This is a genomic window from Pseudokineococcus lusitanus (assembly GCF_003751265.1).
Lineage (GTDB): Bacteria > Actinomycetota > Actinomycetes > Actinomycetales > Quadrisphaeraceae > Pseudokineococcus > Pseudokineococcus lusitanus.
The window spans coordinates 116,613-143,580 of sequence record NZ_RJKN01000003.1; the positions used below are offsets into that span (position 1 = coordinate 116,613).

Consider the following 26,968-nt stretch of genomic DNA (forward strand, 5'->3'; position numbering starts at 1 on the left):
GCGGAGGGCGGCGGGACCCGGACTTGTGCAGGTGGGCCGGGGCGCACGACACCGACGGCTCACGGCGTCGAGCGGCGGGTCGTCGGCTGATGCGGTCGCCGGGTGCCGGCCGCGCCTCAGGCCGGGGCGCCCACGAGCTCGGCGAGCACCCGGCGGTGGCTCTCGGCGGAGGCCTCCGCCGACAGCCGGCGCGGCACCGTGGTCCCCGCGACGTCGGCCGCCGCCCGGCCGCGCGTCCCGTCCTCCAGGGCCGCCGCGAGGGCGCGGGCCAGGGCGGGCACGTCGTCGACCGGCACGACGGCACCGACCTCGTCCGGGCGCAGCACGTCGCCGGGCCCGCCGACGCAGTCCGCGGCGAGGACGGGCACGCCGAGCACCGCCGCCTCCGCGAGGACGAGGACGAAGCCCTCCCAGCGGCTGGGGAGGACGAAGAGGTCGGCCGCCGCGAGGACGGCCGGCACGTCGCGGCGGAACCCGCCGAGGGTCACCGAGGCCTCGACGCCGAGCTCGCGGACGAGGTCCTCGAGCGCGGCGCGGTCCGGCCCCTCCCCGACGACGAGGACGTGGTGCGGCGGCGCGCCGTCCGCCAGCGCGCGGGCGTGCGCGCGCACGAGGAGGTCGAAGCCTTTCTGCCGGGTGAGCCGCCCGACGGCGACGACGAGGGGCCCGGGCGGCAGCGGTGCGTCGGGGCCCAGGTCGGCCGCCGCCCGCAGCGCCGCGACGTCGACGCCGTTGGGCACGGTCCGCAGCCGCCCCGCGGGCACGCCCTCGGCCTCCAGCTCGCGCTCGAGCCCCGGGGAGACCGCCACGAGCCGGTGCGCCCGCCGCAGGACGCGCCAGGTGAGCGCCCGCAGGCGCGGCGGGACGTACTGCTCGACGGCGGCGGACGGCGACGACTGCACCGTCACCGCCAGCGGCGTGCGGGTGGCCCGCGCGGCGAGGGCCGCCCCGAGCAGCCCGTCGCCGATCTCGCGGCCGGACACGACGACGTCGGCCCGCCGGGCCTCCCGGACGAGGGCGCGCAGGGCCGCGGGCAGCCGCCGGCGGAAGCGGGCGGGGCCCGGCGTCACGTGCCGGAGGTCGAGCCCCGCGGGCACCTCGACGGGCCGGCCGTCGTCGTCGTGGGACAGGACGAGCACCCGCACGTCGGCCCCGGCGCCGGCCCAGCGGGCCGCGCGGTCCAGCGAGACGCGCAGCGCCCCGTCGTCGGCCAGGCCGGGCTCCACCACGAGGACGCGCACGCGCCCCACCCTGCCAGCCGGGACCGGCTGCGCCTCAACGCCCCCCGCGCGCCGAGCGGTGCGCCCGCACGGCGTCGACCGTGCCGGCGGCCACGTCGTCCCACGAGCGCGGGGCGGGGACGGGGCCGCGCGCCGCGTCGGAGGCGGCCCGACCACGGCGCAGGGCGGCCACCGCCGCGTCCACCCAGGGCGCGGGGTCGTCCGGCGGGAGGTGCGGCGCGGCGTCGCCCGTGACCTCGACGAGCGCCGGGTCGGTCGACGTGACGACGGGCGCCCCGAGGTCGAGCCCCTCCAGCGCCGGGAGGCCGAAACCTTCGGCGAGGCTCGGGCAGAGCACGACCGCGGCCTGCTCGTAGCACCACCGCAGCGGCGCGTCCGGCAGCCCCGTGAGGCGGACGACGGACCCCGCCCGCACGAGCTCGTCGAACCGGGCGCCGTGCACCGTGGCGCCCCAGCTGTCCGGGCCCACGACGACGAGGACGGCGTCCGGGACCTGCTCGACGACGCGCGGCCAGGCGTCGACGAGCAGCGGCAGGTTCTTGCGGGGGCTGGGGTCGCCGACGACGAGCGCGAACGGACGCCCGCGCAGGGCCTCGACCGGCTCGGGGACGGCGTCGAGCAGCGTCGGCGAGGTCGCCAGCGGGACGACGTGCGTGCGCGGCCGCGCCGAGGGCACCCACGCGGCCACCCGGTCGGCCGTGGCCGCGCTGACGGACGCGAGGACGTCCGCCTCGCGGAGGCTGGCGAGGTAGGGCCGGCGCAGCAGCACCCGCTTGGCGAGGTCGAAGTCGCCGGCGCGGTCGAGCAGGATCATGTCGTGGACGGTGAGCACCGTCGTGGCGCCGCCGGTGCGCCGCCGCAGCGGCAGCAGGTGCTTCGTGCCCTGGACGACGTCCATGCCGCGGCCGAGGGCGCCGGCGCCCAGCCGCTCGACGAGCGCCGTCGCCACGCGCGGCAGCCGCGGCGCCTCGTGGACGCGACCCTCCGGCAGCCGGTCGCGGAACCACCCGGCGGCCTCGGTCGCGAGGACGTGCAGCTCGACGTCGTCGCGGCGCTCGAGGGCGGCGGCCAGCTGCGTGGTCACGCGGACGATGCCGCCGCCCTGCCCGTCGGGGCCGACGTGGGTGGCCATGAGCAGCCAGCGCAGGGGACGCTCCCCCACCGCGCTCACGCGCGGCCCCGCTCGGCGGCCCGGGCCTGCGCGAGCGCCAGCGGCGCCCGGTGGACCGGGACGGCGCGGCGCCGTGCGCGGGACCGCGGCGGCGGCACCGTGCGCGACAGGGTGACGTAGGCGGTGACGGCGACGACGCACAGCACGGCGGGCAGGACCCTCCCCTGGCTCCAGTAGACGTAGCGCGGGATCTCGAAGACGCCCGTCGCGGCGATCGGGTACAGCAGCAGGCCGACGAGCCGGCCCTCGACGAAGGCCTGGTACGCCAGGCCGAGGAGGACGCCGGCGACGGCGAGGTAGACGAGCCCGCCGACGACGCCGAGGTCGAGCAGCGGCACGGTGAGCCCGCCGGGGTTGTTGAACTCCGGGTTGCCGAAGCGCTCGAGCAGGTCCTGGGCCGACGGGGGCACCGGGGCGGACCACTGCTCGTACAGGCCGAGCGAGGAGACCCCGGGGGCGTCCCACGCCCCCTGGAAGCTCTCGTACGGCAGACGGCCCGGGTAGCCGCCCTCGTCGAGGCGGATGGCGCCGTTGTTGTACGCCGTGGCGTAGTAGCCGGCGATCCGCGCGACGACGAAGCCCCAGAACCCCTGGCTGGTGCGCTCGGAGAAGAACTGCCAGCTGCGCGAGTACTCGAAGGCGCCGAAGACGGCCACGACGAGCGGGACGAGCAGCACGGGCGCGAGCACGACCGCCCGGCGCACCGCCGGCGGGCCGCTGCGGCGGACCGCCACGGCGAGGACGACGACGAGCGGGACGGCCAGCTCGAGCAGGGCGAGGCGCTCGGTGTTGACGAAGGAGCGCACGAGGGCGAGCAGGACGACGACGCCGAGCCGGCGGGCGGTCCGCGCGTCCCAGCGGTGCACGAGCAGCACGCCCGCCATGACGGCGTAGGCGAGCCCGCACTGGGTGAGCGTCGTCACGCCGGGCACCGGCGCGAGCTGCTCGCGGAACTGCGACGAGTAGTTGTCCTGCGCGACGAAGGCCTGCACGAGGGCCTGCAGCGACAGGCCGCGCGCCGCGGCGGCGACGGCGAAGGCCGCGTAGCCGATCGCGGTGAGCCAGAAGACCACGCCGGCGCCGCGCTCGAGGCGGGCCAGCTGGTCGGGCGCCAGGCCGGGCCACGGCCGGACGGGGCGCCGGCGGGCGGCCACGCGCACGACGACCGCGCCGACGGCCAGGGCCAGCGCGGCCGCCGCGGTGAGGAGCGCGGTCTGGTCGGTGAGGACCTTCGGGGTCCGCCACAGGAGCCGGTACGTGTCGTCGTCGAGCGAGGCGGCGTACCAGAGGGTCGTCGGCACGACGAGCGCCAGGGCGCCCACCGGCGACACCCACCACAGCCCCCCGGGCAGGGTGGTGCTCACCGACCGGCCACGCGGCGCCGCCGGGGCCGGCCGGTGCGGCGCGCGGGTGCGCTCAGGCACGCGGCGCCCTCGGGCGCGGCCGGGCCGAGCCCGCGGCCGCCGCCCGCTCCCGCAGGCTGCGCGGCGGGCGGTCGACGAGGCCCGCGACGAGGCCGCGCAGGTAGGCGGCGTCGGCGCGGGCGACGACGCGCTCGCCGCGCGCGGTCCGCACGCCCACGCCCGCCACCTTGCGCGCGGCGTAGTACGCGAGCTGGGCCCGCGAGAGCCCGTGCAGCCGCCACAGGTTCCCCATGCCGCAGCCGTAGAGGAGCATCTTGGCGACGAAGCGCTCGTCCGGGGCCTCGCGCGGCTCCTCCTGGAGCACGACGAGCTCGGGGTCGTAGCGGACGGCCCCGCCGGCGGCGAGGACGCGCAGGACGAGGTCGGACTCCTCGCCGGCGCCGTACCAGCCGAAGGACCCGACCCCCATCGTCTCGTCGAAGTGCCCGGTGGCGTCGATGTGCTCCCGGGAGAAGAACATCGTCGACATGATCGAGGTGTGGAGGAAGTTGGTCCGCGTCACGGGGCCGGCGGTCGCCTTCCACCGCAGCATCGACGGGCGCCCCTCCTCCGTCAGCTGACGGCCGGACAGGCCGGCGAGGGACGGGTCCGCCGCGAAGGTCTCGACGACGCGCCGCAGCGCCCCGCCGGGGTACCAGCAGTTGTCGTCGGGGAAGCCGACGACGGGCGCCGTCGCCAGCCCCAGGCCCACGTTGCGGCCGTGGGAGGCGCCCCGTCCGGAGGTGGTGCGGGCCGTGCGGGCGAGGGTGCCGGGGGCGGCCGGCGGCGCCAGGGCGTCGAGGACCGCGGCGCAGGACTGCTCCTGGCTCTGGTCGACGAGGACGAGCTCGACCCGGTCCGCGACGTCGGAGGCCATGACCGAGCGCAGGAGCCGCTCGAACTCCTCCGGGCGCCCCACCGTCGTGACGACGAGCGAGAGCGCGGGCGTGCTCACCGCGCGCCGCCGGTGGACGACGGCCGGCCCTCGAGGAGCTCGGCGCCGAGGCCGGCGTCGCCCGCGGGACGGGCGCCGGCGGCGGGCCGTCCGGCGGGCCGGGCCGGGGCCGCCGCGCGGCGGCCGGTGCGCGGCTCGGTGACGAGGACGGCCGGCTGCGCGCCGTCCGCCCGCGCCAGCGCCCGCAGGCCCACCTCGACGTCGGCGCGGGAGGTGGTGCCCACGCCGGCGACGAGGGCCACGGCGTCGGCCTGCGCCGCGAGGCGCGGCGCCGCGCCGGAGCGCTCCAGCGAGGGGGCGTCGACGACGACGTCCGCGCCGGTGGCGCGCAGCGCCGCGACGAGGCCGCGGTTGACGAGGTGCTCGAGGTCGGCGGGCGAGCCGGTCCCCGTCCCGGCCGTGAGGACGGACAGGTCGCCGACGGCCGTGGCCTGGCGGAGGCGGGCGACGTCGTCGGCGGTCACGACGCTGCCCGAGCGGGCGAGGTCGAGCAGGCCCGGCGCGCCGGCGTCGACGCCGGCGAGGGTCGAGGCGGGCGAGGCGCCCGTACCCGGCACGACGTCCCCGGCGCAGACGAGGACGACGGGGCCGCGGCCGGCCATCGCCGCCGCGTGCTGCAGGGCCGCGGTGCTCGTCCCGGCGCCGGGACCGGCGCCCACGAGGGCGACGACCGCGGTGAGGGTCTCGTCGCGGCCGGCGAGCAGCTGCACCGACTGGCGCTGCGCCGCCCGGGCCAGCGGGGTGGTCGCCGCCGTGGCCGTGGGGACGAGGTCCCCGGGCGCGGAGTGCGGCAGCCGCGGCGGCAGGACGGCCTCGGCGCCGGCGAGGTCGGACTCCCCGCGCACGGTCGAGCTGCTCTGCCGCCACAGCGCCGCGGCGCCGGCGCCGAGCAGCGCGCCGAGGAGCGCGCCGAGGACGACGCCGACGACCGTCGGCGAGAGGCCGTCGGCCTCGTCGAGGACCGCGGTCTGCACGACCTGGACGCCCTGCCCGGCGCTCTCGCGGGCGACGGCGAGGTTCGTCGAGAGGGTCAGCAGGCTCTCGTAGCGGCCCTGCAGCGCCTGGGTCGTCCCGGCGTCCGACGGCAGCACGGTCGAGGCCTGCGCCGCGTCCAGCTGCTCCAGCACGCCGTCGAGCTGCTCCTGCACCGTGCTCGCCTGCGCGTCGAGGCGCTCCGTCGCCTGCGTCGTGCGGCGGTCGACGTAGAGGGCGGCGGCGGCGTCCGCGCCGGCCGTGGCCGCCGCGGCGCTGTCGGCCGTGACGCTGACCTGGGCGACGTTCGACTGGGTGACGCGGCTGGCCTCGAGCTCGAGCTCGGAGCCGACCTCCTCCTCCACCTGCGCGAGGAACTGGTCGCTGCCGAGGTAGACGAGCTCGGTCTGGAGGAAGCCCTCGGAGACGTCGCTCGCGCCCTGGAGGCTCGCGTCGGCGTTGCCGCTGACGGTGGGGTCCTGCTGGAGCGCCAGCAGGGTGGTGGCCGTCGCGGTCGTGGGCCGCGAGGACCCCACGAGACCGCCGACGACGCCGCCGACGACGGCCGCCAGGACGACGGCCGCCAGGGCGACCTGGGCGGCCCCGAGCCGGGTGAGCTTTCCTCCGCGCACGGGTGGGTGTCCTCTCGACGTTCTGGCGACGTTCTGGCGGTGGGGTGCGGGTCCGGCCGGGGGGGGCCGGGGTGGTGCGGACGAGCGGGCCGAGGGTAGCCCTCCGTGACGGACGGACCCCGGGGATCGGGCCCTCGGCGCGAGGGACCGCCCGGTCGGGCGACCGTGCGTCACCGCCCCGGCGGGGGCGGCTGGGCCGGACGGGTGAGGGGGGCGGTCAGCCCCCGGCGAGCGGGTCGACGTCCTCGCCGTCGCGGGTCCAGCCGCTGACGTCGACGTCGGTCGCCGCCGGCGCGGAGAGGAGCCCGTCCGGGCCCCCCTCGACGGCGAGCCCGGTGAGGGTGACGCCGGTGATCGTCTCGCCCTCGCCGTCGGCGATGACGCCGACCTGGCGGCTGGCGGACGCCCGCGTGCCGACGACCTCGAGGTCCTCGACCGTGACGTCGGAGACGGAGGACTCGCTGCTGCCGTCGTAGACGAGGACGGCACCGTGGTCGATGCCCTCGTCGGTGTTGGCGTCGGCGACCCGGCCGCCGTCGAGGACGACGCGCGCCACCGACGTCGTGAAGTAGGGCTCGCCCTCGGCCGCCACGTAGACGCCGGCCGCGCCGGTGCCCTCCACGTCGACGTCGGTCCACGTGACGTCCTCGCCGCCGACGACCGACAGGCCGCGCGCCGCGGAGCCGCGGACGACCGGGCTCTCCACCTCGACGCGCGCGGAGGGCGCGCCGTCCTGGGCGTAGGAGACGACGGCGATGCCGTCGTCCCCGGTGTCCCGCGTCGTCGCGTCGACGACCCGGCCGTCGTGGGACCCGCCGCTGACGTGGATCCCGTCGGCGCGCGTCCCCTCGACGACGACGTCCTCGAGGAGGAAGTCCGAGGAGGCGCCGTCGAGGAAGATGCCGGCCGCCGCGGAGCCGCGGACGGTGACGTCGCGGACCTCCACGCCGGTCGTCCCCCGCAGGAGCAGCCGCTGCTGCTCGGTGGCGTCCCAGCGGCGCGTCGTCTCCGGCACGGTGAGCAGGAGGTCGGAGATCTCGACGTCGTCGGCCTCGACCCGGAAGGAGGACCGCTCCTCGTCGGTCGCGCGCAGCTCGCCCCCGCCGGTGACGTGCACGTCCGGCACGGTGAGGACGAGGACGTCGGCGTGGGTGTACGTCGAGCCCTCGGCCAGCTCGAGGCGCTGGCCCGGCTCGAGGGCGTCGAGCGTCGTCTGCAGCGCCGCGGTGTCGTCGGCCACGCCGTCGCCGACGGCGCCGAAGTCCTCGGGACGGACGGTCTCGGGCCGCGTGAGCAGCCAGACGACGAGCCCTACGACGAGCGCGAGCAGCACGACGCCGGCCACGACGACCGGCGCACGACGACGGGCGGGCCGCCGGGGCCCCTGCGTCCCCGCGGTCGCCGCCGCCCCGTCCGTCGTCGTCGGCCCGGGGGCCGTCACGCCCCACCGCCGCGCAGGACCTCGCGCAGGGTGAGGAGGACGATCTTGATGTCGAGCCAGAGCGACCAGTTGGCGATGTAGTAGTTGTCGTACCGGGCGCGGTCCTGGATGGACGTGTCGCCGCGGAGGCCGTTCACCTGCGACCAGCCGGTGAGGCCGACGGGCACGCGGTGCCGGGCCCAGTAGCGCTCGTGGTCGCGCGAGAACTGCTCGACGAAGGTGGGCCGCTCCGGGCGGGGGCCGACGACCGACATGTCGCCGCGGAGGATGTTGAAGAGCTGCGGCAGCTCGTCGAGCGAGGTCTTGCGCAGGAACTTGCCGATGGGGCTGACCCTCGAGTCGTTGGCGATGTTCCAGTTGGTGCGGCTCTCCTCCTCGTTGGCGGGCCGCATCGAGCGGAACTTCAGCACCGTGATGGGCCGCGACCAGACGCCGACCCGCTCCTGGCGGAAGAGGACCGGGAAGCCCGAGTCGATGACGACGGCGGCGGCCACCGCGAGCATGACCGGGGCCAGCAGCAGGAGGGCGACGGCGGCGACGGCGCGGTCGACGACCGTCTTGACGAGCCACGTCGGCGAGGAGCGGACGTCGGTGCGCAGGCGCACCAGCGGGAGGCCGCGGAGGCTCTCCACGTCGGGGCCGTCGTGCTGCAGCTCGAACAGGCGCGGCACGACGAGCACCTCGCAGCCGTGCGAGGCGGCGACGATGACGCTGTCGACGACCTCCGCCTCCGGGGAGGAGCTGTAGGCCACGACGACGACCTCGACGTCGTGCTCGACGATCGCCTCGTGGAGGCGGGACTCGTCCTCGAGGAGGACGGGGACGTCGGCGACGGCCGAGGCCCGGTTGCCGCTGTGGCCGTCGATGAAGCCGACCGGCAGCAGCCCCCGCTCGGGGTGGCGCAGCATCGCCGCGACGAGCTCGGTGCCGACGGAGCCGGCGCCGAGGACGAGCGTGCGGCGGCGCGTCCGCGGGTCACGGCGGAGCCGGCGGCGCAGCGCGCCGTAGAGGACGACGCGCAGCAGGGTCGAGGCGACGACGAAGAGCGTGAGGAAGACGACCGTCGGCTCGAGCAGCTGGGCGCTGCCCCACAGCACGACGGAGATGCTCGCGACGCCGAGCGTCGCGACGGCGCTCTGCGCGACCTGCGGCAGCTCGTCGAGGACGCTGAGGCCGAGGCGGCGGCGGTAGAGCCCGAGGGTCGTCCGCGCGAAGACGAGCAGCAGCGCGGTGAGGACCGTCATGAGGCTGTGGAGCTCGACGGCGAGGGCCGCGGCGACGACGACGACGACGTCGACCGCGACGACGAGCGCCGTCGTCCGGCTGATGCGCCGGCGGCGGCGGGTGCCCGTGGCGGCCGCCGCGGCGAGGATGTTCCCGACGTCGGTGGCCGGGCGGCCGTCCCCGCCACGCTCGGTGACGAGCGCGAGGCGGGTGGCGGCGCGGGTGCGCGGGCCGGGGATGTCCGTGGCACGCGGGGCGACGACACGGTCGACGCCCCCGGCGGCGACGGGGCCGCCGTCGCGGTGGTGACCGGGCGTAGGGCTCGCGGGCTCAGCCATGCGTCTCGGGGCCTCCGTGGTGACGGTTCGTGCGGGGCAGCGGCTCCCTCGACGCCACGGACAGCACCATGGAAGCACGTCGGGCCCTCCGGCGTCATGCTCCTCGCCGGGTGCGGGCCCTCGCTCCGCCCGTTCGGGCGAAGCGGGCCGATCACTGTCCGTGAGCGCCGAGCAGGGTCACTGTTCGGTCACATCATCACGTTCGGCACCCTGCCCGCAGCGGTTTGGCGCGACCTGCCACCCGAAGGGGTGAGTGCCCGGGGCACCGGGCGGGGGGCGGCCGCGTCAGAAGAGGACGGTGGCCAGGACGCCGGCCTGGCGGAAGCCGGCACGGCGGTACGCGGCGAGGGCCGCGGTGTTGAAGTCGTTGACGTAGAGGCTGACGACGACGTCGTCGTGCTCGCGCGCCAGGGCCGCCACCGCCGCCGTGCCGGGGGCGGCGAGCCCCCGGCCGCGCAGCGCGGGGTCGACGAACACGCCCTGCACCTGGACCGCGCGCCGCGAGACCGCCCCGAGCTCGGCCTTGAAGGCCGTCCGGCGGGCGGCGCGCGGGTCGGAGGTCGGCTCGGGCGTGCCGCCGTCGCCGGCGTCGAGGCGGACGAAGGACCGTCCCGCCGCCACGAGCTCGGCCACGCGCGCGCGGTACGCGCGGCCGCCGTCCCAGGCCGTCGGCGAGTAGCCGACCTCCTCGGTGAACATGGCCACGCAGGCGGGGACGAGGAGGTCGAGGTCCGCGGCCGTGGATCGCCGCACCCAGGGGTCGGGCTCCACCGCGGGCGGGCCGTCGAGCACGAGCAGCGGCTGGCGGGGCCGGACCTCGCGCGCCGCGCCCCACGCCGGGGCCAGCCGCTCCCAGAGGCCGAGGGCGGCGTCGGCCGGGCCCACGACCGACGAGCAGCGCCGGCCCTGGGTGCGGGCCCGGGCGGCGAAGGCGTCGAGGGCGGCGGGACCGGCCTCGACGGGGACGAGGTTGGCGCCGCTCCAGCACACGGCCTCCAGGGAGCCGCGGGAGCCGTACCCCCACAGCTCGCCGCCGAGGCGGCGCGGGTCGGCGCCCACGGCCTCGACCCGGCCGGCGACGAAGACGTTGGCGACGGGGTCGCGGTCGCACAGCGCCAGGACCTCCGCCCGGTCGCCGTCGTCGAGCACCCTCGCCCCGGTCCGCAGCACGTCCGTCATCCCACCACCTCGCGGCGCCGCCCGCCGCGCACGACGCCCGGGCGGCCCCGTGCCGCCGCGCGGGGGCTCAGCGGAGCGGCCCGCCGCGGTCGGCCACGGAGGCGAGGAGCCGGTCGAGCACCGCTCCCCCGCTCGTCCGCAGGCCGTCGTGCTGCATCTCGTTCGTCACCCACACGTCCGTCGACCCGACGGCGCGCGCGGTGGCCAGCGAGAGGTCGACGTCGACGTAGAGGTCGTCGTGGTACGCCAGCGCCGCCACGGGCACCTCGTTCGCCGCGAGCACCTCGGGGTCGTAGAGGGGCGTCCAGTCCTCGACCGCGTGCAGCCGCTCGGTCGCCCCGCGCAGCGGCCGCAGCGCCGCGACCTCCTCGACCATCCACGGGTAGGTGGCCTCGCCGAGGAGCCCCAGGGGCCGCACCTGCGGGCGCAGGGCGTCCGGCAGCTGCCGCTCGGCCGCCCAGGCCGTCGGCCCCTGCCCGCGGTCGGGGCCCTGCGCGTAGATCGACTCGTGCAGCACGCCGTAGAGCGGCTCGCCGGCGAAGCCGGTGCGCTGGTCGACCTCGGCGAGGAAGGACGGCGCGAGCGGGCCGTCGGGCGCCGCGCCCGGGCCGTCGCGGAAGGCCTCGTCGAGCAGCCAGTGGAGGTCGTCGGAGCCGTCGAGGCGCCCCAGGGCGATGCCGAGGGACTGCAGCCGGCGGGTCGTCAGCCGGTCCCCCGACGGCAGCCGGACGTCCTCGGCGCCCGTCCGGTCGGCGAGCGCGTCGAGGAGCACCTGGTCGCCGGGGAAGCGGGCCCGGTGGCGCTCCGAGCGCTCGAGCACGCGGGGGGCGAGCCGCGCGTAGACCTCGTCGGCGTCCGCCGCGAGGCCCGCGAGCCCCCCGGTGACGTAGCAGGCGGCCAGGCCGCGCGCGGCGCGCGAGAGGTAGGTGAGCGTGACGAAGCCGCCGTAGCTCTGCCCCAGCGTCTCCCACCGCCGGCCGCCGTAGACGACGTGCCGGACGTGCTCGGCGTCGGCGACGACGGCGTCCGCCCGGTGGTGGCGCAGCCGCTCGGCGAGGACGTCGTCGTCGCCGACCTCCGCCGCGAGCGACGCGTCGACGCGCGTGCTGCGACCGGTGCCGCGCTGGTCGAGGAGGACGACCCGGTGCGTCCGCGTGGCCTTCGCGAGCCAGCCGCCGCCCGGCACGGGCCGCGGGCTCTTGCCGCCCGGCCCGCCCTGGAGGAAGAGCAGCAGCGGGAGGTCCTCCCCCTCGCGGCGGACGTCGACGACCTCCCGCGCGAGCACCTGCAGCGTCGGGCCCGGGTCGTCGGCCGCCCGGGGGCCGTCCGCGGGCAGCTGCCCGAGGCGGCCGCCGACGACGGGCAGGTCCCAGCGGAGCGGGACGTCGACGACGTGGTCGGTGACCGCGAGCCCGCGCAGCAGGACGCGGGTCGAGGAGCGCAGCGGCACGGCGGGCCGGCTCAGCGGACGCTGACGGTGGGCCCGCCCGCGGCGGCCCCGGCGGCGTCGGCCTCGAGCCCCATCTGCTCGGCGAGGCGCTCGGCCTCCTCGATGAGCGTCGCGACGATCTGGTCCTCGGGGACGGTCTTGATGACCTCGCCCTTGACGAAGATCTGGCCCTTGCCGTTGCCGGAGGCGACGCCGAGGTCGGCCTCGCGGGCCTCGCCCGGGCCGTTGACGACGCAGCCCATGACGGCGACGCGCAGCGGGACGGTCATGCCCTCGAGGCCCGCGGTGACCTGGTCGGCGAGCGTGTAGACGTCCACCTGGGCCCGCCCGCACGAGGGGCAGGACACGATCTCGAGCTTGCGGGGGCGCAGGTTGAGCGACTCGAGGATCTGGGCGCCCACCTTGACCTCCTCGACGGGAGGGGCGGAGAGGGAGACGCGGATCGTGTCGCCGATGCCCTTGGACAGCAGCGCGCCGAAGGCCGTGGCCGACTTGATGGTGCCCTGGAAGGCCGGGCCCGCCTCGGTGACGCCGAGGTGCAGGGGCCAGTCGCCCCGCTCCGCGAGCAGCTCGTAGGCCCGCACCATGACGACGGGGTCGTTGTGCTTGACGGAGATCTTGAAGTCGTGGAAGTCGTGCTCCTCGAAGAGCGAGGCCTCCCAGACCGCCGACTCGACGAGCGCCTCGGGCGTCGCCTTGCCGTACTTCTCCATGACCCGGCGGTCGAGCGAGCCGGCGTTGACGCCGATCCGGATGCTCACGCCCGCGTCCTTCGCGGCCTTGGCGATCGACGCCACCTGGTCGTCGAACTTGCGGATGTTGCCCGGGTTGACGCGGACGGCGGCACAGCCGGCGTCGATGGCGGCGAAGACGTACTTCGGCTGGAAGTGGATGTCGGCGATCACCGGGATCTGCGACTTCTGCGCGATGGCCGGGAGCGCGTCGGCGTCGTCCTGGCTCGGGCAGGCGACGCGGACGATGTCGCAGCCGGTGGCCGTCAGCTCGGCGATCTGCTGCAGCGTCGCGTTGATGTCGGTGGTCGGCGTCGTCGTCATCGACTGGACGCTGACGGGGGCGTCGCCCCCGACGTCGACCGTCCCGACCTTGATCTTGCGGCTCTTGCGCCGCGGCGCCAGCACGGGCGGCGGGGCGGCCGGCATGCCGAGGGAGATCGGGACCGAGGGGCTCATGGGCGCAGTATCCCCCTGCCCGCCCCGGCGGCCGGGCAGGTGGTCCCGCCCGGCCGCCGGGGCGGCCGGCCCCCCCCCCGTCAGGGGCAGTCGCCCCAGTCGAGGCCCAGCGCCCGCAGCTGGCGGTGCCGCTCCTCTGGGGTGGCGCCCGGCACGACGCCGCGCACGCGGAGGCACTCCTGCTCCCACTCCGGCTGGCCGGAGAGGGCGTACACCTCCTCGCGGGTCTGCCACAGCCCGTCGACGTGGTGGAACTCGGTCTCGTAGCAGGCGTCGTCGGTGCCGTCCTGCACCGCGGCGTCGGAGACGACGAAGCGGTACACGAGGTCGTGGTGCAGCACGCTGCCGAGCTCGTGCCCGGCGTCCGCCATGCAGCCGCGGTAGCGCTCGAAGGCGGCGGCGTACTCCTCCGCCGTGACCACGCGGTCCTCGATCTCGGCGGCCTGCTCCGGGCCGACCCGGGACAGGTCGGAGCCGGCCAGCGGGTCCTCCTCCTCCGCGGCGGTCACGGGCGCGGGCGCGGGCCCGCCCGTCGGTGCGCCCGCCGCGAGCGGCTCGACGTCCGTCGTCGTGGCGCAGGCGCCCAGGAGGAGGCCCAGCGCCACCGCGCCCACCACCGCCCCCGTGACCCTGCGCGTCCCTGCTCGTGCTCTCGTCGTCGTCATGGCCGGACCCCCCGTGGACCGTCGTCGTCGTCGGTCGGCCCGACGCTACCGGCGCAGGTCCGGTTCGGGGGCGCGGTGGGCGGCGCTCACCCGAGCAGCGTCACGGGCCGGACGATGTCCGCGTAGACGAGCAGCACCGACATCGCCACGAGGAGGCCGCCGACGACGTAGGCCACGGGCATGAGCCGGGCGACGTCGAAGGGCCCCGGGTCGGGGCGGCGGCGGAGCGCGGCGACGCGCCGCCGCGCCCCCTCGTAGAGCGCACCGGCCACGTGGCCGCCGTCGAGCGGCAGCAGCGGCAGGAGGTTGAAGACGAAGAGCGCCATGTTGAGCCCGCCCATCGTGCCGAGCAGGAGCGAGACCTTGTCGCCGGCGGAGAACTGGTCGATCGCCGCGATCTCCCCCGACAGCCGGCCCACGCCGACGATGCCCACGGGTCCCTCCGGGTCGCGCGGCTCGGAGCCGAAGGCGGCCTGGGCGACGTCGACCATCCGCACCGGCAGGCTGACGACGACGGTGACGGTCCGCACAAAGGCGTCGGCGACGAGGCCCGGGACGTCGGACACGGGCTGCGCGCGGCGCTCCTGCGTGGGCGAGAAGCCGACGAAGCCGGCCTCCTCGGTGAGCGGGACGCCGGCGTCGTCGAGGACGGGGTCGCCGTCGTCGTCGAGGCGCACGACCTCGTTCGGGATCGGCGCGATGGTGAGGTCCACCCGCTCGCCGGCCCGCTCGACGACGAGCGGCACCCGGCGGCCCGCGGCGTCGCGGATGTCGGCGCGCAGCTGCTGCCAGTCCTCGACCGGCCGGCCGTCGAAGGAGACGACGACGTCGCCCGCCTCGAGGCCCGCGGCGGCGGCCGGCGTGGGCGGCGCGTCGGCGGGGCACTCCGTCGCCGTCGAGCCCGCGGGCAGCACGCACTCCTGCACCAGGCCGACCGTCGTCGTCGTCTGCGGCGCGACGCCGAGCGTCACGGCCGTGCCGCCGAGCAGCAGGACAGCGAGCAGCGCGTTCATCGCCGGGCCGCCGAGCATGACGACGACCCGGCGCGGGACGGACAGCTGCCAGAACTGCCGGTGGGCGTCGTCGGGGCCGACCTCCTCGGCGGACAGCCGCCGGGCGTCGTCGGCCATCGTCTGGAAGATGCCCGTCGAGGACTCCCGGACGACGGACGGGTCCTGCCCCGGCCGCGGCGGGAACATGCCGATCATCCGGATGTAGCCGCCGAGCGGGACCGCCTTGACGCCGTACTCGGTCTCGCCCCGCTGCCGGGACCAGACGGTCGACCCGAAGCCGACCATGTACTGCGTCACCTTGACGCCGAAGCGCTTGGCGGGCAGCAGGTGCCCGACCTCGTGCAGCGCGATGGACGCGGCCAGGCCCACGACGAAGAAGAGCACCGCCCCGACGACCCACAGGACGGTCGCGAGCGACCACGTGACGGTCAGCACCTCGGCACCCGCCTCACGCCCGGCCTGCGGCGGGCACTCCGAGGACCTCGCGGGCGCGCGCCCGGGCCCACCGCTCGGCGCCGAGGACGTCGTCGAGGGAGAGGTCGTCGGCCGTGCGGCCCGCCGCGACGTCGGGGGCCGAGGCGGCCTCCTCGACGACCCGGGCCACGGTGTCGACGATGCTGACGAAGGACGTGAGGCCGGCGAGGAACGCGTCGACGCACTCCTCGTTGGCGGCGTTGAGGACGGCCGGGGAGGTGCCGCCCGCCGTCCCCACCTGACGGGCGAGGCGGACGGCCGGGAAGGCGTCGTCGTCGAGCGGGAGGAACTCCCACGTCTGCGCCGTCGTCCAGTCGCAGGCGGGGCCGGCGTCGGGGACGCGGTCCGGCCAGCCGAGGCCGAGCGCGATGGGGATGCGCATGCTCGGCGGCGAGGCCTGCGCGAGCGTGGCGCCGTCGACGAACTCGACCATCGAGTGGACGACGGACTGCGGGTGGACGACGACGTCGACGCGGTCCATCGGCAGGTCGAAGAGCAGGTGGGCCTCGATCACCTCGAGGCCCTTGTTGACGAGGGTCGCCGAGTTGGTCGTGATGACCGGCCCCATCGCCCACGTCGGGTGGGCGAGCGCCTGCTCGGGGGTCACGTCCGCGAGCCGCTCGCGCGACCAGCCGCGGAAGGGGCCGCCGCTGGCGGTCAGCACGAGCCGGCGGACCTCGTCGGCGCGCCCGCCCCGCAGGCACTGGGCGAGCGCGGAGTGCTCGCTGTCGACGGGCGCCACGGCGCGCGCCATGCCCCCGGCGCGCCCGGCCGCGGCGAGGACCAGCGGCCCGCCGACGACGAGCGACTCCTTGTTGGCGAGGGCCAGCACCGCGCCCTCGGCGGCCCCGCCGGGCGCGGCCGCGGCGAGGGCGGCGAGGGTCGGAGCCAGGCCGACCGAGCCGGTGATGCCGTTGAGGACCACGTCGGCGGGCAGGCCGGCCAGCGTCGTCGCGGCGTCGGGCCCGGCGTGCAGCTCCGGGAGGGGGCGGCCGGCCAGGGCGGCCGCCAGGTGCTCGCGGAGGGCCGGCAGGGCCCGCTCGTCGGCGACGGCGACGTGCTCGGCCCCCGTGGCGACGGCCTGGCGCGCGAGCAGGGCGGGGTCCGAGCCGCCGGCCGCGAGGGCCGTGACGCGGAAGCGGTCGGGCGCCGCGGCGACGACCTCGAGGGCCTGGACGCCGATCGAGCCGGTCGAGCCGAGGACGACGACGCGGCGGGGTCCGTCGCGCCGGGGCGACGTCGCAGGGGTCACGTCGCGATGGTGCCACCGCTGCCTGCGCGGCTCCTGCGTGGCGCCGCCACGGCCGCCGGGCGGCAGGCTCGGGGCGTGACGACGCCCCCGCGCCCGCTCCCCCCGACGGACCTGCGCGTCCGCGACGCCACGGCGGCCGACGCCGTCGCCTGCGCCGCGGTCTACGCGCCGTACGTGACCGGCTCCGTGGCGACCTTCGAGACCGAGCCGCCCGACGCCGCCACGACGGCCCGGCGGATCGCCGCCGCGCAGGAGCACCACGCCTGGCTCGTGCTCGAGGACGCCTCGGGCGTCGTCGGTCTCGCGCACGGCGGCCCCTTCCGCCCGCGTCCGGCGTACCGCTGGACGTGCGAGACGACGGTCTACCTCGCCCCGGCTGCCACGGGGCGCGGTGCCGGTCGCCTGCTCTACGGCGCCCTGCTGCAGCGGCTCGCGGAGCGGGGGCTCCGGACGGCCACCGCGGTGGTGGCGCTGCCGAACGCCGCGAGCGAGGGGCTGCACGCCGCGCTGGGCTTCGAGCCCGTGGGCACCTTCCCGCGGGTGGGGTGGAAGCTCGGCGCCTGGCGCGACGTCGCCTGGTACCGGCGCGACCTCGGCGACGGCCCCGTCGACGAGGCGGCCGGGGCCGCGCCGCCCGAGCCGCGCTGACCGCGTCGCCGCGCGGCGCCCGCGGACGTCGCCGGGACCGCCCGCCCCGACGCGGCATACTGCGCGCCGCCCGGCACCGCGCCGCGGCACCGGGAGGGGGACGCGTGGTCGACCGCCTCGACCCCCACCCCGACGCCGAGGGAGGCGTCGCCCCCGTGCGCGGGGCGGCCGGCGTGCCGACGCTCGAGTCCGTGGCGGCCGCGGCCGGCGTGTCGCGGGCCACCGCGAGCCGCGTGCTCAACGGCTCCCCGCGCGTGAGCGAGGCGGCGCGCGCCGGCGTCCTCGCCGCCGCGGAGCAGCTGTCCTACGTGCCCAACGGCGCCGCCCGCATGCTCGTCACCCGGCGCAGCGACGCCGTGGCCTTCGTCGTCTGCGAGCAGGAGGAGGTCTTCTTCTCCGACCCCTTCTTCGCGACCGTCCTCAAGGGCGCGCACCGCGTCGTGGTCCGCAGCGGGCGGCAGGTCCTCTTCGTCGTCGTCGCGGACGAGGGCGACCGGCGCCGCCTCGAGCGCTTCGCCGCCGGGGGCCACCTCGACGCCGCGATGTTCCTGTCCGTGCACCGCGGCGAGCACTCCCCCGCCCGGCTCGCGGAGCTCGGGATGCCGGTCGTCGTCGCCGGCCGACCGCCCGCGGGCGTCGGGGCCCAGCCGCACGTCGACACCGACAACGTCGGCGGCGGCCGCCTCGCCGCCGGGCACCTCCTGGCGGTGGGGCGGCGGCGCCCCGTCGTCCTCACCGGTCCCCCGGACATGCCGAGCAGCGCCGACCGCGTGCGCGGCCTCCGCGAGGTGCTCGCCGCGGGCGGTGTCCACCTCCCCGACGCCGCCGCCGAGCCCGGGCACTACTCGGTGGAGGGCGGCCGGACGGCGATGGCCCTGCTGCTGGACCGCTTCCCGGACCTCGACGGCGTCTTCGCCGCCAACGACCTCATGGCCGTCGGCGCCCTTGGCGTCCTGCGCGAGCGGGGCCGGCGGGTGCCCGAGGACGTCGCCGTCGTCGGCTACGACGACATCCCGCTGGCCTCGGCCACCTCTCCGCCGCTGACGACGGTGCACCAGCCGCTCGAGGAGCTGGGCCGGCGGATGGCGACGGCGCTCGTCCGCGCGCTCGACGGACCGCCCGGCGGCGACCCCGCCGGGACGGCCGAGGTGGTCCAGGCGGCGCTCGGCGAGCCGCTCCAGACCCGGCTCGTGGTGCGCGGCAGCGCCTGACGCGCCCTGCCGCCGGCCCGGGGCGGCGTCGTCGCCCGCGGGGCGGCCGGCACCGCGCCGCCCCGTCCCCGGTGGTGCTTGACACGTCCCCGTGCCGGGCAGCACCCTCCGCGCAGACGCTGTGAGAGCGCTTCCACGTGCGACGTCGACCTCGACGACGAGGGCGGCGCCCCGCCGCGTCCGCCCGCCCCGAGCCGCACCGCCCCGAGGAGCCCCCGTGCCCGACGCGACGACGACCGCCCCCGACACCGCCGAGACCCCGGGAGCGCCTGCCGGGCGGGCCTTCCCGGACGGGTTCCTGTGGGGGTCGGCGACGGCGAGCTACCAGATCGAGGGGGCGGTGGACGAGGGCGGCCGGACGCCGTCGATCTGGGACACGTTCTCCCGCACGCCGGGCAAGGTGCAGGACGGCGACACCGGCGACGTGGCGTGCGACCACTTCCACCGCTTCCGCGAGGACGTCGCGCTGATGAAGGAGCTGGGGCTGCAGTCGTACCGGTTCTCGGTGGCGTGGCCGCGGATCACCCCGGGCGTGACGGCCGACGCGCTCGGGCCGGTGGAGCAGCGGGGGCTGGACTTCTACTCCGCGCTGGTCGACGAGCTGCTGGCGGCGGGGATCGCGCCGGCGGTGACGCTCTACCACTGGGACCTGCCGCAGGCGCTGGAGGACACCGGGGGCTGGGCCGACCGTCGGACCGCGGAGCGCTTCGGGGAGTACGCCGCGGTGGTGGCGGGGGCGCTGGGCGACCGGGTGCGGACCTTCATCACCCTCAACGAGCCGTGGTGCGCGGCGTACCTGGGCTACGCCTCGGGGGTGCACGCGCCCGGCCGCACCGAGCCGGCGGCCGCGCTGGCGGCGGTCCACCACCTCAACCTCGCGCACGGGCTCGCGGCGCGGGCCGTCCGCGAGCACGCGCCGTCGGCGGAGGTCGCCGTGACGCTCAACCTCGGCTGGTTCCGCCCCGAGGACCCCGCCTCCGCGGGCGACGTCGACGCGGCCCGCCGGGTCGACGGCCTGCAGAACCGGGTCTTCCTCGGCCCGATGCTGCGCGGGGAGTACCCGGCCGACGTCCTCGAGGACACCGCCGGGGTCACCGACTGGTCCTTCGTCCACGACGGGGACCTCGCGGTCGTCCGGCAGCCGCTCGACGCCGTCGGGCTGAACTACTACTCCCCCAGCGTCGTCCGGCACTGGGACGGCTCCGGCGACCCGGCCGAGAAGGACGGCGCCGACGGCCACGGCGCCGCGGCGGGCACCCCCTGGATCGCCTGCGACGACGTCCAGTTCGTCAGCCTCCCGGGCCCGCGCACGGAGATGGGCTGGAGCATCGACCCCCGCGGCATGACCGCCCTGCTGACCCGCCTGGCCGAGGAGGCCCCGGGCGTCGACCTCTACGTCACCGAGAACGGCATGGCCGCCCCCGACGTCGTCGGCGACGACGGCGTCGTCCACGACGACGACCGCATCGCCTACCTCCGCGACCACCTCGCCGCCGTCCTCGACGCCGTCGACGCCGGCGCGCCCGTGCGCGGCTACTTCGTGTGGTCGCTGCTCGACAACTTCGAGTGGGGCTACGGCTACTCCAAGCGCTTCGGCGTCGTCCACGTGGACTACGGCACCCAGGTCCGCACGCCCAAGGACTCCGCCCGCTGGTACGCCCGGGCGGCGGGGGCGGGCGCGCTCCCGGCCTGACCCGACGCCCTTCCCCGCCCCTCGCCGTCAGATCCCCCCACCTCGTCCTTCCCGACGCGTGACCTCGTCGGGCTCCGTGAGCGCTCACGAGGGCCCACGAGGTCACACGTCGGGGGACGGGGGGCGGGAGCAGGACGGGCGAGGGCCTCTCGGCGTCGCCTCCTCCGGACGGGCGACGCGCGTGACCCTTCCGAGACCGCGCCGTGACCGCATCGTGATGAAGGTCTACCCAGATCGGGCAGATCGACCTACGGTCGCCGCCTCGCGGGCGTCAGCTGACGCCCGCGTCCCTCGGGAAGGACCCCACCATGACGCGACGCCTCGCCGCCCTCGTCCTCGGGCCGGGCATCGTCCTCGGGGCCGCGCTCGCCGCGGCCCCCGCGCAGGCCGCCCCGGCGCCCGCGGCCGCCGCGACCGCCACCGGCGCCGACACCGCCGACGAGCGCTCCGCCGTCGCCGGCTCCTGGACCGCCGAGCGCATGCGGGCGGCCACCCCGGGCTCCGTGCTCGTCGAGGACGCCGCCGCGGAGGCCGAGCGCGCCCTCGCCGCCGGCACGCCCTCCTCTGCCGTCGCCGGCGGCACCGCGGAGGTCGTCGACGGCGTCCTCGGCGCCGCCGCGGTCCCCGGTGGCCTCCTGTCCGCCCTGGCCCCCACCGCCGCCGGGGTGCCGTGGGCGGGCGGCGGCCAGGTCGTCGCCACGACCGGCAAGGTCTTCTTCACCCTCGGCGGCGAGGACTACGTGTGCTCGGCGTCGTCCGTGGCGTCCGACAACCTCTCGACCGTGCTGACCGCCGGCCACTGCCTCTACGGCGAGGGCGCGTTCGCCTCCGACTTCGTCTTCGTGCCCGGCTACGACGAGGGGGCCGCCCCCTACGGCCGCTGGACGGCCACCGACCTCGTGACGACGCCGCAGTGGGAGGCGTCGGAGGACCTCAACTTCGACGTCGGGTTCGCCGTCGTGGGCCGCAACGGCTCCGGGCAGGCGCTGGCCGACGTCGTGGGCGCCCAGGGCATCGGCTTCAACCAGGCGCGCGGGCAGCAGACGTCGTCCTTCGGCTACCCCGCCGCCGCGCCGTACGACGGCGAGAGCCTCCAGTACTGCGCCGGCGTCGTCCGCGACGACCTGCTCGGCAGCACCGACCAGGGCCTCACCTGCGGCATGACCGGCGGCTCCAGCGGCGGCCCCTGGTACTCGGGCTTCGACGAGGCGACGGGCAGCGGCGTCGCCACCTCGGTCAACAGCTTCAAGTACACCGCCGACCCGACGACGATGTACGGCCCCTACCTCGGCGACCAGGCGTCGGCGACGTACGCCACGGCGGCGGCGTCCTGACCCGCGCCGCCGAGCCCGGGCCGCCGGAGGTGGTGCGCCCCTCCCGGGTGCACCACCTCCCGCCGGGCGCCCCGTGGACGGCGGAGCGCGAGGCGGCCGCCCGCCCGCGCGAGCTCGTCGTCGACCCGACCGACGGCGACGGCGCCGACGAGGACGACCAGGCGCCGTCCCCGCCCGCCTGACCCCTCCCTCGCGACGTGTGGCCATGACGCCCCTCCCGACGCTCGCGGGGGCGCGTCGTGGTCACACGTCGCGAGGGGGGGGCGGGTCGTCGGGGCCCCCCTCGCGACGACGAGGCGGTCGTGACCGATGAGGCCGGGTGCTTCTGTCGGTCTGCCCCTGCGACGAGACCCCACCCGACGGAGGACCCATGTCGTACCAGGCGTACCTCGACGCGCTCGAGGCGCGGACCGGCAGGACCCCGCAGCAGCTCCTCGACCTCGCGGCCGGGCGGGGCTACGGCCCCACGACGAAGGCCGGCGAGGTCGTCGCCTGGTTGAAGGACGACTTCGGCGTCGGCCGCGGCCACGCCATGGCCTTCTACGGCGTGCTGAAGAACGGCTCGACGATCAGCGAGAAGCACGTCGGCTCGACGGGGAGCCACCGGGACACCTCGACCGAGCTGCGGCTCGACGGGGTGGCGGCCCGCGGCGGGCCGGCCGGCTGACTCCCGCAGGGCGAGGTGGCTGCACGAGGACGCGGTCAGACCGCGTCCTCGTGCAGCCACCTCCGGCCCGCGGCGTGTCAGGCCGGCAGCGCGTCGCCCGCCCGCCACGGCAGCGTCGTTGCGGCGTCCCCGGCGACGACCTCGACGGCGTCCCCCGCCGCGCCGCGCACGACGACGTCCGCGCCCGTCGGGGTTTCGTCCCCGGCGAGCACCACGGTCGCGCCCGCGAGCAGCAGCGCCGGGACGAGCGTCGCCCGCGCGACCGCCCAGCCCGTCGCGGGGGTGACGGCGACGACGTCACCCGCCTCGACACCCAGGCGCCGCGCGAGGAGCACGAGGTCCACGAGGTCGCCCGCCACGACGTCGCCGCCCGCCAGCCGCACGAGGGGCGCGTCCTCGTCGACGACGACGCTCTCGGCCGGCGGCGCCGCGCCCGGCGTGAGCGCGAGCTCCCACGCGACGTCGCGGTCGGCCGCGGGCGCGCCCTCCACCGCGTCGACGACGACGTGCTGCGCCGGCGCGTGCCCGGCGCGAGCCAGGGCCGCGGCGAGCACCTCTGCCGCCCCGGACCCCGTGACGACGACGGCCGGGCGCGCCCCGTCCAGCAGCGCGGCGAGCTCCTCGGCGGACGCGTCGACCGCCACCGGGACGGCGACGGCGCCGGTCCGCGCGCAGGCCAGCAGCGTCAGCGCGGCCTCCGGCCGGGCCGAGAGGCGCACGAGCACCCGCTCCCCCGTCCCCGCCCCGAGCGCGCGCAGCGCCCCGCCGAGCCGGGCCGCGACGTCGAGCAGCTCTGCGCAGGACCACGAGCCCTCCGGCAGCCCGGGCGCGACGAGCGCGGGGCGGTCGGCCTCCCCCGCGACGACGACGCGGTCGAGCAGCAGGTAGCCCGGCGAGAGGCTGCCCGTCACCCCGGGCCGGGGGCGGCGCACCCACGTCAGCGAGCGGGCGGCGGCCTCGCGGTCGGCGTCGCCGGGGGTCTCGGTCGCGGGGCGGGGGACGTCGTCGGGAGCGGGCACGACCCCATCCTGCCGACCGGCCGCACGGCTCCCCGAGGCCGCCCGTCGCGCGCCCTCCGCCCGCACGGCAGGCTGCGCCCGTGGCTGCCTCTCCCTCCGGGCTCGACCCGGCCGCGCTCCCCCCGCACGTCCTCGCCTTCCTCGCCGAGCGGCACCTCGCGACGCTGACGACGCTGCGCGCCGACGGGAGCCCCCACGTCGTGCCCGTCGGCTTCACGTGGGACGACGGGGCCGGCCTCGTCCGCGTCATCACGTCCGGCGCGTCGGTGAAGGCGCGCAACGCCCGCCGCGGGCCGCGCGCGGCGGTGAGCCAGGTCGAGGGCGGCCGCTGGCTGACGCTCGAGGGACCCGTCACCGTGCTCGACGCGCCGGACGAGGTCCGCGAGGGCGAGACCCGCTACGCCGCCCGCTACCGGGTGCCGCGCGAGAACCCCGAGCGCGTCGTCGTCGCCATCGCCGTCGACCGGGTCATGGGGCGCGTGCCCCCGCCGGCATGAGCACACGCACCTCCGTCGAGGCCGGAGGACGGGGCGGTGCGCGTCCTCCTCGGCCCCGCGCGGTGACCGCCGCGGTCGCGGTGCTCGCCGTCCTCGTCGTCGTCGCGGTCCTCGTGACGGCGGGCGGCCCCGTCCTCGCCGGGCACCCGGTCTACCCGGCGCTCCTCGCGGTGACCCTGCTCGTCGCCGTCGTGGCCCTCGTCCGCGCGGTCCGGCGTCGTCGCCCTCCCCCGCGCCGGTCGGCGTGGCGCCGGGCCGCCGGGCTCCTGGTGGTCGTCCTCGCCGTGGCCTGGGTCGCGGCGCTGTGGTGGCTGCGCCCCTTCGGCGCGCAGGAGCCCGCGCTCGCGGCGCTGGCGTCGGACGACGCCGTCACCGTCACGCAGACGCCGACGACGCTCGTGCTGGCCCCGACCGGGGCGCCGGAGGGCACGACGGGCACCGCCCTGCTCCTGCAGCCCGGCGCCCGCGTCGACGCCCGGGCCTACGCGGCCGTCGTGCGGCCGCTCGCGGCGGCGGGGCACCTCGTCGTCGTCCCGAAGCAGCCGCTGGGCATCGGCTTCCTCTCCCTCGGCGCGCTCGACGCCGCCCGCGACGCCCACCCGGACGTCGAGCGCTGGGTCGTCGGCGGTCACTCGCTCGGCGGGACGGCCGCGGCGGTGGAGGCCGTGGACGCCGGCGCCGGGGGCACGCCCGTGGCCGGCCTGCTGCTGTGGGCGTCGTACCCCGCCGACGACGTCAGCTCGACCCTCGACGCACAGGTGCTCTCGGTGTCGGCGTCCGAGGACGGCCTCGCGACGCCGGCGGACATCACCGCCTCCGTGGCCGACCTGCCACCGGGCGCGGAGCTCGTCGTCGTCGAGGGGGCCGTGCACGCCTTCTTCGGCGACTACGGGCCGCAGCCCGGTGACGGGACGCCGACCGTGGACCGGGCGACGGCGCGGGCCGAGATCACCGCGGCGAGCCTCGGTCTCCTCGACGAGGTCTCGGGCTGACCACGGACTGAGCGGGGGACGGGCGGGGACGGGCGGCCGTCAGTCCGGCGCCGTCACCATGACCTCGACGGCCCGGGCGAGCAGGACGTCGACGGACGCCTCGCGGTAGCCGCGACGGCCGCGCCGCGACCGGAAGAGCGCCCCGCGCACGTCGTCGACCGCCAGCGCCTCGCCCTCCTCGAGGTAGCCCCGCAGCCGCGCGCAGAGCGCGTCGACCTCGGCGGCGTCGTACCCGCGGTGCAGGCGCGACGCCGACGGGAAGCGCTCGCCGTCGGGGCGCCGCAGCCGCTGCAGCACCTCGGCGGCCCGGGCCGCGACGTCCTCGTGGTGGGACGTGAGCCCGCGCCGCTGCACCGCGACCTCGCGCTCGTGCCGGGCGACGGCGTCGTGCAGCCGGTCGAGGGCCGCGTCGACCGCCTCGACGTCGTAGCCGTGGAGGCGCCGCGTGAAGACGACGGTCCGCACGGTGTCGGCGGTCAGGGCGAGCGGCGTGCCCGCGCTGACAGCGGGCAGCTCCCCGGTCGCGGGCGCGGCGGGCGCCTCGGCGCCGTCCTCCGCCTCGTCGGCCGCCGGGGCCGCGGGCGGCGTCCCGCCGAGCGCCTCGTAGGCGCGCCGTGCCTCGGCGAAGAAGTCGTCGACCTCGCCGGTGCTGTAGCCGTGTCGGAGCCGGCCGGCCCGGCGGAAGGTGCCCACGGGCGCGGACTCTGCCAGAGGCGGGGCCCCGCCCCGGGCAGGCACGACCCGGACGGGCCCCGCCGGGAGGACCGCCGCCGGCCGCACCCTGTCGGCACATCGGCGCCGAAGAGCGCCCCCGGCCGCACCCTGACGGCACATCGGCGCCGAAGAGCGACCCCGGCCGCACCTCGATGACATCTCGGCGCCGAAGAGCGACCCCGGCCGCACCTCGATGTCATCTCGGCGCCGAAAAGCGCCCCCGGCCGCACCCTGACGGCACATCGGCGCCGAAGAGCGACCCCGGCCGCACCTCGATGACATCTCGGCGCCGAAGAACGACGCGGGCGGCGGGACGACCAGGTCAGGCGCGGTCGCGCGTCCCGAGCGTCACCGGGGTCGGACCGCCCGCGGGCGCGGCGGCCGCCGGCTGCGCGAGGTCCGCCGCCGCGAGCTGGCCGCAGGCGCCGTCGATGTCGCGGCCGCGGGTGTCGCGCACGGTCGTGGGGATGCCGTGGGCGCGGAGGCGCTCGACGAAGGTCCGCTCGACCCTCGGGTCCGAGGCCGTCCAGCGGGAGCCCGGCGTCGGGTTGAGCGGGATGGGGTTGACGTGCACCCAGCCGCGGCCGCGCCGGTTGAGCTCGGTCCCGAGCTTGTCGGCCCGCCAGGCGTGGTCGTTGACGTCGCGGATGAGGGCGTACTCGATGCTCACCCGGCGCCCCGTGGCGTCGAAGTAGGCGCGGGCGGCGTCGAGGGCCTGCCCGACCTTCCACCGCGTGTTGATGGGGACGAGCTCGTCGCGCAGCTCGTCGTCCGGCGCGTGGAGGCTCAGGGCGAGGGTCATGGGGATGCCCTCGGCGGCGAGCTTCTCGACGGCGGGCACGAGCCCGACGGTCGACATCGTGATGCCGCGCGCCGACAGCCCGAGGCCCTCGGGGGCCGGGTCGACCATCCGACGCACGGCGGCCAGCGCCGCCTTGTAGTTGGCGAGCGCCTCCCCCATGCCCATGAAGACGACGTTGCTGACGCGCGGGGCGTCCGGGCCGGTGCCGTGGCGCTCGGCGAGGGAGCGCTGCGCGGCGACGACCTGCTCGACGACCTCGGCCGTCGAGAGGTTGCGGGTCAGGCCCGCCTGGCCCGTCGCGCAGAAGGGGCAGTTCATGCCGCAGCCCGCCTGGCTCGACAGGCACAGCGTCGTGCGGCCCGAGTACTCCATGAGGACGCTCTCGACGAGGGCGCCGTCGTGCAGGCGCCACAGCGTCTTCCGCGTGGCGCCGCCGTCGGCGACCATCTCGCGCACGGGCGTGAGCAGCGTGGGCATCAGCGCCGCGACGAGCTCGTCGCGGCCCTTGGCCGGCAGGTCCGTCATGAGCGCGGGGTCGCTCGTGTGCCGCTCGAAGTAGTGGCGCGAGAGCTGCTTGGCGCGGAAGGCCGGCAGCCCGAGCTCCGCGACGACGGCGGCGCGCTCGTCGGCGGTGAGGTCGGCGAGGTGGCGCGGCGGCTTGCCGCGGCGGGGGGCGGAGAAGGTCAGCTGACCGGGGGCGGGCGCAGTCATGGCCCCTCCAGGGTCGCACGGCACCGACCCCCGACGTGATGCCGTCGACTCGACGGTTTGACGTCGGAGCGTCGGGACGC

24 protein-coding genes are annotated in these 26,968 nt (G+C 77.5%); 8 read left to right on the forward strand and 16 right to left on the reverse strand.

All coding sequences use genetic code 11. The features are described from left to right. Positions 1-116: 116 nt before the first annotated feature. From EDC03_RS06480 to dxr, 13 genes are all read right to left on the reverse strand, one after another. On the reverse strand, positions 117-1,241 hold the full coding sequence (locus EDC03_RS06480) for a glycosyltransferase (RefSeq protein ID WP_158674220.1): 1,125 nt from the start codon (positions 1,239-1,241) through the stop codon (positions 117-119). 34 nt (positions 1,242-1,275) lie between these two features. Beyond that, positions 1,276-2,412 carry a glycosyltransferase family 4 protein gene (locus EDC03_RS06485; protein WP_199720004.1) on the reverse strand — a complete coding sequence of 379 codons (1,137 nt, stop codon included), beginning with the start codon at positions 2,410-2,412 and terminating at the stop codon, positions 1,276-1,278. Continuing rightward, complete coding sequence (locus EDC03_RS06490) at positions 2,409-3,776, reverse strand: oligosaccharide repeat unit polymerase (RefSeq protein WP_148058027.1); 1,368 nt, start codon at positions 3,774-3,776, stop codon at positions 2,409-2,411. The genes EDC03_RS06485 and EDC03_RS06490 overlap by 4 nt, the downstream gene beginning before the upstream one ends. A gap of 52 nt (positions 3,777-3,828) precedes the next feature. Further along, positions 3,829-4,770 carry a glycosyltransferase family 2 protein gene (locus EDC03_RS06495; RefSeq protein ID WP_123379415.1) on the reverse strand — a complete coding sequence of 314 codons (942 nt, stop codon included), beginning with the start codon at positions 4,768-4,770 and terminating at the stop codon, positions 3,829-3,831. Further along, positions 4,767-6,374 (reverse strand): P-loop NTPase family protein, encoded by a 1,608-nt coding sequence (locus EDC03_RS17535; RefSeq protein ID WP_158674221.1) that lies wholly within the window; start codon positions 6,372-6,374, stop codon positions 4,767-4,769. Before EDC03_RS17535 ends, EDC03_RS06495 begins: the two co-directional genes overlap by 4 nt. A gap of 217 nt (positions 6,375-6,591) precedes the next feature. Beyond that, positions 6,592-7,815 carry a right-handed parallel beta-helix repeat-containing protein gene (locus EDC03_RS06505; protein WP_123379416.1) on the reverse strand — a complete coding sequence of 408 codons (1,224 nt, stop codon included), beginning with the start codon at positions 7,813-7,815 and terminating at the stop codon, positions 6,592-6,594. Further along, entirely contained in the window at positions 7,812-9,377 is a 1,566-nt protein-coding gene (locus EDC03_RS06510) for a sugar transferase (RefSeq protein ID WP_123379417.1), read from the reverse strand. The genes EDC03_RS06505 and EDC03_RS06510 overlap by 4 nt, the downstream gene beginning before the upstream one ends. Before the next feature lie 285 nt (positions 9,378-9,662). Next, entirely contained in the window at positions 9,663-10,547 is an 885-nt protein-coding gene (locus EDC03_RS06515) for a GNAT family N-acetyltransferase (RefSeq protein WP_422393798.1), read from the reverse strand. A gap of 76 nt (positions 10,548-10,623) precedes the next feature. Next, positions 10,624-12,000 carry an alpha/beta fold hydrolase gene (locus EDC03_RS06520; protein ID WP_123379688.1) on the reverse strand — a complete coding sequence of 459 codons (1,377 nt, stop codon included), beginning with the start codon at positions 11,998-12,000 and terminating at the stop codon, positions 10,624-10,626. A gap of 17 nt (positions 12,001-12,017) precedes the next feature. Continuing rightward, complete coding sequence (gene ispG, locus EDC03_RS06525; protein ID WP_123379419.1) at positions 12,018-13,196, reverse strand: flavodoxin-dependent (E)-4-hydroxy-3-methylbut-2-enyl-diphosphate synthase; 1,179 nt, start codon at positions 13,194-13,196, stop codon at positions 12,018-12,020. Positions 13,197-13,276: 80 nt separating this feature from the next. Continuing rightward, on the reverse strand, positions 13,277-13,861 hold the full coding sequence (locus tag EDC03_RS06530; protein WP_148058028.1) for a hypothetical protein: 585 nt from the start codon (positions 13,859-13,861) through the stop codon (positions 13,277-13,279). An 86-nt stretch (positions 13,862-13,947) separates the two neighbouring features. Then, on the reverse strand, positions 13,948-15,309 hold the full coding sequence (locus EDC03_RS06535) for a M50 family metallopeptidase (RefSeq protein WP_241967064.1): 1,362 nt from the start codon (positions 15,307-15,309) through the stop codon (positions 13,948-13,950). 13 nt (positions 15,310-15,322) lie between these two features. Next, positions 15,323-16,600, reverse strand: coding sequence for a 1-deoxy-D-xylulose-5-phosphate reductoisomerase (gene dxr / locus EDC03_RS06540; RefSeq protein ID WP_123379421.1), 1,278 nt, complete (start codon positions 16,598-16,600; stop codon positions 15,323-15,325). A gap of 75 nt (positions 16,601-16,675) precedes the next feature. Between dxr and EDC03_RS06545 the strand changes: the two genes are divergently transcribed. The 6 genes from EDC03_RS06545 to EDC03_RS06565 all read left to right on the forward strand — a co-directional run bounded on the left by EDC03_RS06545 (position 16,676) and on the right by EDC03_RS06565 (position 22,153). After that, complete coding sequence (locus EDC03_RS06545) at positions 16,676-17,248, forward strand: GNAT family N-acetyltransferase (protein WP_241967065.1); 573 nt, start codon at positions 16,676-16,678, stop codon at positions 17,246-17,248. Positions 17,249-17,352: 104 nt separating this feature from the next. Further along, a complete protein-coding gene (locus EDC03_RS06550) occupies positions 17,353-18,459 on the forward strand; it encodes a LacI family DNA-binding transcriptional regulator (protein ID WP_241967066.1) in 1,107 nt (368 codons plus the stop codon). Between the two features lie 217 nt (positions 18,460-18,676). Then, a complete protein-coding gene (locus tag EDC03_RS06555; protein WP_123379423.1) occupies positions 18,677-20,152 on the forward strand; it encodes a glycoside hydrolase family 1 protein in 1,476 nt (491 codons plus the stop codon). A 308-nt stretch (positions 20,153-20,460) separates the two neighbouring features. Beyond that, positions 20,461-21,486 carry a trypsin-like serine peptidase gene (locus tag EDC03_RS06560; RefSeq protein ID WP_199720006.1) on the forward strand — a complete coding sequence of 342 codons (1,026 nt, stop codon included), beginning with the start codon at positions 20,461-20,463 and terminating at the stop codon, positions 21,484-21,486. Positions 21,487-21,515: 29 nt separating this feature from the next. Further along, positions 21,516-21,668, forward strand: coding sequence for a hypothetical protein (locus EDC03_RS17540; protein ID WP_158674222.1), 153 nt, complete (start codon positions 21,516-21,518; stop codon positions 21,666-21,668). Between the two features lie 188 nt (positions 21,669-21,856). After that, positions 21,857-22,153, forward strand: a complete 297-nt coding sequence (locus tag EDC03_RS06565; RefSeq protein ID WP_123379424.1) for a DUF4287 domain-containing protein — start codon at positions 21,857-21,859, stop codon at positions 22,151-22,153. Positions 22,154-22,230: 77 nt separating this feature from the next. Here the strand turns inward: EDC03_RS06565 and EDC03_RS06570 are convergent, their stop codons facing one another. Then, on the reverse strand, positions 22,231-23,172 hold the full coding sequence (locus tag EDC03_RS06570; RefSeq protein ID WP_158674223.1) for an AMP-binding protein: 942 nt from the start codon (positions 23,170-23,172) through the stop codon (positions 22,231-22,233). An 80-nt stretch (positions 23,173-23,252) separates the two neighbouring features. Between EDC03_RS06570 and EDC03_RS06575 the strand changes: the two genes are divergently transcribed. Together EDC03_RS06575 and EDC03_RS06580 are read left to right on the forward strand one after the other, a co-directional pair. After that, positions 23,253-23,669 (forward strand): PPOX class F420-dependent oxidoreductase, encoded by a 417-nt coding sequence (locus EDC03_RS06575; RefSeq protein WP_123379426.1) that lies wholly within the window; start codon positions 23,253-23,255, stop codon positions 23,667-23,669. A gap of 62 nt (positions 23,670-23,731) precedes the next feature. Continuing rightward, complete coding sequence (locus tag EDC03_RS06580; protein ID WP_123379427.1) at positions 23,732-24,661, forward strand: alpha/beta hydrolase; 930 nt, start codon at positions 23,732-23,734, stop codon at positions 24,659-24,661. A 39-nt stretch (positions 24,662-24,700) separates the two neighbouring features. Here the strand turns inward: EDC03_RS06580 and EDC03_RS06585 are convergent, their stop codons facing one another. Both EDC03_RS06585 and rlmN read right to left on the reverse strand, forming a co-directional pair. Further along, positions 24,701-25,354, reverse strand: a complete 654-nt coding sequence (locus tag EDC03_RS06585; RefSeq protein ID WP_158674224.1) for a DivIVA domain-containing protein — start codon at positions 25,352-25,354, stop codon at positions 24,701-24,703. Between the two features lie 343 nt (positions 25,355-25,697). Next, positions 25,698-26,888, reverse strand: a complete 1,191-nt coding sequence (gene rlmN, locus EDC03_RS06590; RefSeq protein ID WP_123379429.1) for a dual-specificity RNA methyltransferase RlmN — start codon at positions 26,886-26,888, stop codon at positions 25,698-25,700. Positions 26,889-26,968: the final 80 nt, after the last annotated feature.

Coding starts and splice junctions, on each gene's coding strand:
- EDC03_RS06510 (WP_123379417.1), bottom strand. CDS start 9,377: ATGGCTGAGCCCGCGAGCCCTACGCCCGGTCACCACCGCGACGGCGGC.
- ispG (WP_123379419.1), bottom strand. CDS start 13,196: ATGAGCCCCTCGGTCCCGATCTCCCTCGGCATGCCGGCCGCCCCGCCG.
- EDC03_RS06530 (WP_148058028.1), bottom strand. CDS start 13,861: ATGACGACGACGAGAGCACGAGCAGGGACGCGCAGGGTCACGGGGGCG.
- EDC03_RS06560 (WP_199720006.1), top strand. CDS start 20,461: ATGACGCGACGCCTCGCCGCCCTCGTCCTCGGGCCGGGCATCGTCCTC.
- EDC03_RS06565 (WP_123379424.1), top strand. CDS start 21,857: ATGTCGTACCAGGCGTACCTCGACGCGCTCGAGGCGCGGACCGGCAGG.
- rlmN (WP_123379429.1), bottom strand. CDS start 26,888: ATGACTGCGCCCGCCCCCGGTCAGCTGACCTTCTCCGCCCCCCGCCGC.